Genomic DNA, 4,670 nt, shown 5'->3' with positions numbered 1-4,670 from the left:
CATCTGGTGCAGGGCTTCCGCTATGCACGGCCCAAGCGCCTGCCGGAGCTGGTCGAGTGGCTCAAGCGCAAGCCGTCGATCCATCCCTGCCCCTGAGTACTTTTGGAGGGCGCTTGATGAAGGGCGCTGAAATGAAAGGGGCCTGAAATGAAAGGGGCCTGAAATGAAAACGCCCGCCACGCAGTGACTCTGCATGGCGGGCGTTTTCATGCTGGGCATTCAAGTCTGGCAGTGGCCGCGGGAGGTGGCGGCGTGCGTTCAGACTCGAGAGCCGTGGCGACGTCTCATTCGCTGCAACCGCTACCGTAGCCGTACATGTTCTCGAAGCCCGGGATGCGCTGCTCCCAGACGGGCGGCGTGCCGACGACCTCCTGCAGGCAATCGCTGAAGCGACGCGTCTTCTGCGGCAGGTACTGGCGGTGCGGGTAGACCAGGTGGATCGAAGGCAGTGGCTTCATCGGCACGTTGGTCAACAGCGGCACCAGCTCGCCGTTCAAGATCTCGTCCTTGATGTTGATCGCGGACACCATGCCATAGCAGGCGCCCGACTTGATGGCGCCGATCAGCACGTCGGCATCATTGACCTTGAGGCGCGAATCCAGCGCCACCTTTTCCTCGACACCGCTCTCGGTGCAGACGCGCAGGCGATCGAGAATGAAGCCATCGCGGGAATACACCGCTGCCGGCAGGCCAGACAGATCGGCGGGGGTCTGGGGCATGCCGTGACGCTCGATGAAGGCCGGCGAGGCACAGATCAGGTGACGGTGTGCAGCCAGCGGACGCGCGATCAGGTTGGAGTCTTCCAGCTCCGACATGCGAATGGCCAGGTCATAACCGCCGCCGATCAGGTCGGTCAGGTGGTCTTCCAGGCGCACTTCCACCTGGGTGTCCGGGTAGCGCTCCATGTATAGGCGCACAGCCTGGGCGACATAGGTGCGCCCGAAGTGGCTCGGGCTGGTGATCTTCAGGATGCCGCGCGGGCCATCCTGATAGGCGCCGGCCACATCGTCGGTATCTTCCAGCACTTCACGCAGACGCAGTGCGTGCTGATGGATCTCGCGCCCCGCATCCGTCAGGGCCAGCGAGCGAGTCGAGCGATTGAACAGGCGAATCTGCAGTTCTTCTTCCAGACGGCTGATCTGCTTGGAGACCACCGAGCGGTTGACCTGACGATGGTCAGCCGCCTTGGAAAAACTCTGTGCTTCTACCACATCGAGAAACAGCAACAAACGGGATGCTTTATCCACGGTCTGACCTCTCGTGATGCCATGGGGAGGGGAACACTCTGCCAGCCATCCGTGAGGCAGTCAGTGCATATAAAGCGACGGTCCAACTTCGGTAGCAGTCGATAATCGGTGACATTGCATGGGTCATCATCACGAATCCAGGTGACGGAAATCCCTGACAAGGTGAGTTTATCACGGTCACTGTTTCCTCTAATACCACGCATCAACGCGTTTCTCGCTCTTCCTGTTGCCGACAATGCATCAAAGACATGTCCCACTGAGCCTATCTGGGGTCCGGCGAAATCCCTAGAATCATCCCTCCAGCGTCACGGAAGTGTTCCGACGCCTTATACCTTCATCCAACCAGCCATGCTCGACATGCTGGGAGTGAGTTCATGTCTTCTTCTATGTCCACCGACGCCTCTGCAACATCGACCCCGCCAACGTCGGAAACGCCGACGACGCGTGAGCTGATGTCACGCCTGTGGCGCAGCACCTTGCCGATGACACTCGGCATCATGGGATTGCTGGGCTTCAACCTGGTCGATGCCGCCTTCGTCTCGCATCTGGGCACCGCGCCACTGGCCGCGCAATCCTTCACCTTCCCGCTGACCTTTCTGATCATCGGGGTGCAGGTCGGCATGGGCATCGCGATCGCCGCGATCGTCTCGCGTACCCTGGGCGCCGAGGATGAGGCGCGTGCCCGGCGTCTGGGCGGTGTGGTGCTGCTGGGGTCCGGTGTGTTGATGGCACTGCTGATGCTGCTGTTGTGGGTCATCAGGGTACCGGCCTTCGAGTTGCTGGGGGCCAATGCCACTGAAATGACGCTGATCGAGGTCTATTGGGGCCCGTCGCTGATCGCCAGCTGGCTGGGGGCCATGGCCTATGTGCTCTACAGCCTGTTCCGCGCCCACGGCGACACGCGTCTACCGGGCGAGATGATGCTGCTGACCAGTGTCTTCAACCTGGTGCTGGACCCGCTGCTGATCTTCGGCGCAGGGCCGCTGCCCGGCTTCGGTCTGGCGGGGGCTGCCTGGGCGACCGTACTCTCCTTCGGGGCCGGGCTTGCCATCACGGCATTCAAGCTCTCGCGCCGGGACTGGATGGAATATCGCGGTCTGTGGGCCGAATGGCAGGCCTCGCGCCGCCAGCTGGCGGGGATCGCGATACCCGCGATTCTGTGCCAGATGATGCCGGCACTCTCCGCGATGCTGGTCACCGCCATCGTCGCGGGACTGGGCCAGACGGAGGTGGCCGCCTGGGGGATCGCCTCACGCCTGGAAACCTTCTCGCTGATCGTGGTGCTGGCCCTGACCATGTCGCTGCCGCCGTGGCTCGGGCGCTGTTATGGCGCCGGCCGTTGGCAGGAAATTCGCCGCCTGATGAACCTGGCCGCCCGCGTGGTAGTGATCTGGCAGCTGGTGCTGGGCATCATCGCGGCAGTGCTGGCGACACCGCTGGCCTATGTGCTGGTGGGCAGTGACGAGGTCTCGGCGGCACTGGCGGTCCTGCTGCCGTGGATGTTGCCCAGCTACTCCTTCCTCGGCATCTGCATGCTGGTCGTGTCGGCTGCCAACGCGCTGGGGTGGCCGCTGCGTGCCACGGCGTTGTCCTTCGTGCGTCTCTTCATCTGCTTCATGCCGGCGGTATGGCTGGGGGCACATCTGGATGGGCTGCGCGGTGTCGCCATCGGCTCGGCGATCGGCAACCTGCTGGCGGGTGTGGTGGCATGGCGCGTCTATCGTCAGGCCCTGGGCGACCGCGGCAAGTCAGTGCGTCGCCATGCCTATGTCGCGACGACCTGATCGCCCGGGCCCCCATGGCGTCCAGCACGAGCGCTCCCTTGAGATGTCAGGCGCCATTCAGAAGATTCTGTCCGGAAGGTCCTGCTGGAGGCCCTGCCAATAGACCTTGCCAGAAGCCCCGTCAGCAGTCCCGCTGAGAAGCACCGAAAGCGGCCATTCCAAAAATGGCCGCTTTTTTGTTTTTTATCACTGCCATGATGCGAAATTTACCTGCTTATTTTCTGATATAGGGTCTCATAACAGAATATTAACCGTGGTTTGCGCCTCTATACTGGATGCATTCAGGCCAAGCCACTGTGAGTCGCCCTGTCGACCGGTGCTGGCCTTCATCGTCTTTATTCGCTGCCGAGTGCGCGAATACGCCTGTCATTTGCCGTGGGGCGCGGCTTGCAGTCATGGGGTAGGCCAACATGAAGATTCTTGTACTCGGTAGCGGCGTCGTCGGTGTCACCAGTGCCTATTATCTGGCGCGTCAGGGGCATGAGGTCACGGTCGTCGACCGTCAGGCCAGCCCGGCGATGGAAACCAGCTACGGCAACGCCGGTCAGGTCTCCTTCGGCTTCTCCTCGCCGTGGGCGGCGCCGGGCATTCCGCAGAAAGCCGTCAAGTGGATGTTCCAGGAGCATGCGCCGCTCAAGATCCAGCCGCGCATGGACCCGCAGATGGCCAAGTTCATGGTCAAGATGTTCGCCAACTGCAACGCCGACCGTTATGCCGTCAACAAGGAGCGCATGGTACGGGTCTCCGAGTACAGCCGCGCCTGCATCAACGCCCTGCGCGAAGAGACCGGGCTGCGTTACGAAGACCGTCAGAAGGGGCTGTTGCAGCTGTTTCGTACCCAGGCGCAGGTCGATGCCGTGCAGAGCGACATGAAGGTGCTGGCGGGCTGTGGCGTGCGCCATCAGCTGCTGGACGCCGACGCCTGTGCCACGGTGGAGCCGGCACTGACCCGCGTGCCGGGCAAGTTCATCGCCGGCCTGCACCTGCCGGATGACCAGACCGGCGATTGCCATCTGTTCACCAACCGGCTGGCGGATTACTGCCGCGACACCCTGGGCGTCAATTTCGTCTTCAATACCACCATTCAGCGCATCCAGCGCAGCGGCAGCCGCATCGAGAAGGTCATCACCGACCGTGGCGAGATGACCGCAGACAGCTACGTGATGTGTCTGGGCAGCTACTCGCCGTTCCTGGCGCGTGATCTGGATCTGGACCTGCCGATCTATCCGGTCAAGGGCTACAGCCTGACCGTGCCAATCATCAATGCCGATGCCGCGCCGCAGTCCACCGTGATGGACGAGACCTTCAAGGTCGCGCTGACGCGCTTCGATGACCGCATTCGCGTCGGTGGCACCGCCGAGCTGGCCTCGTTCGATCTTTCCTTGATCGAGAAGCGCCGTGCGACCATCAACATGGTGGTGCGTGATGTGTTCCCGGAAGCCGGTGACTATGCGCGGGCGGAATTCTGGGCCGGCCTGCGTCCGATGACGCCGGATTCCACGCCGATCATCGGTGGCACCAAGTACGACAATCTGTGGTTGAACACCGGACACGGCACCCTGGGCTGGACCATGAGCTGCGGCAGTGCGAGTCTGTTGGCGGACCTGGTGGATGGTCGCAAGCCCTCCATCGATCCCAA

Annotated in this window: 3 protein-coding genes; 2 read left to right on the top strand and 1 reads right to left on the bottom strand. The window is 62.4% G+C overall.

Going from position 1 to position 4,670, the window contains the following annotated elements; all coding sequences use genetic code 11:
• Window positions 1-284: 284 nt before the first annotated feature.
• The gene (locus AC4FAH_RS13230) at window positions 285-1,247 is read right to left on the bottom strand and encodes a LysR family transcriptional regulator (RefSeq protein WP_043331288.1); all 963 of its coding nucleotides are present in this window, start codon (window positions 1,245-1,247) and stop codon (window positions 285-287) included.
• 452 nt (window positions 1,248-1,699) lie between these two features.
• On the opposite strand from AC4FAH_RS13230, the gene AC4FAH_RS13225 reads away from it, so the two are divergent.
• On the top strand, window positions 1,700-3,031 hold the full coding sequence (locus AC4FAH_RS13225; RefSeq protein WP_215824600.1) for an MATE family efflux transporter: 1,332 nt from the start codon (window positions 1,700-1,702) through the stop codon (window positions 3,029-3,031).
• A 410-nt stretch (window positions 3,032-3,441) separates the two neighbouring features.
• Window positions 3,442-4,670 (top strand): D-amino acid dehydrogenase (locus AC4FAH_RS13220; protein ID WP_490246186.1); only part of this gene is annotated, 1,229 nt, incomplete at its 3' end.

It is taken from the genome of Cobetia sp. (assembly GCF_983723665.1).
This window is presented reverse-complemented; position numbering and strand designations above follow the sequence as displayed.

Bases quoted from the DNA above. Each gene is read 5' to 3' on its own strand.
- AC4FAH_RS13225 (WP_215824600.1), top strand. From the start codon at position 1,700: ATGTCACGCCTGTGGCGCAGCACCTTGCCGATGACACTCGGCATCATG.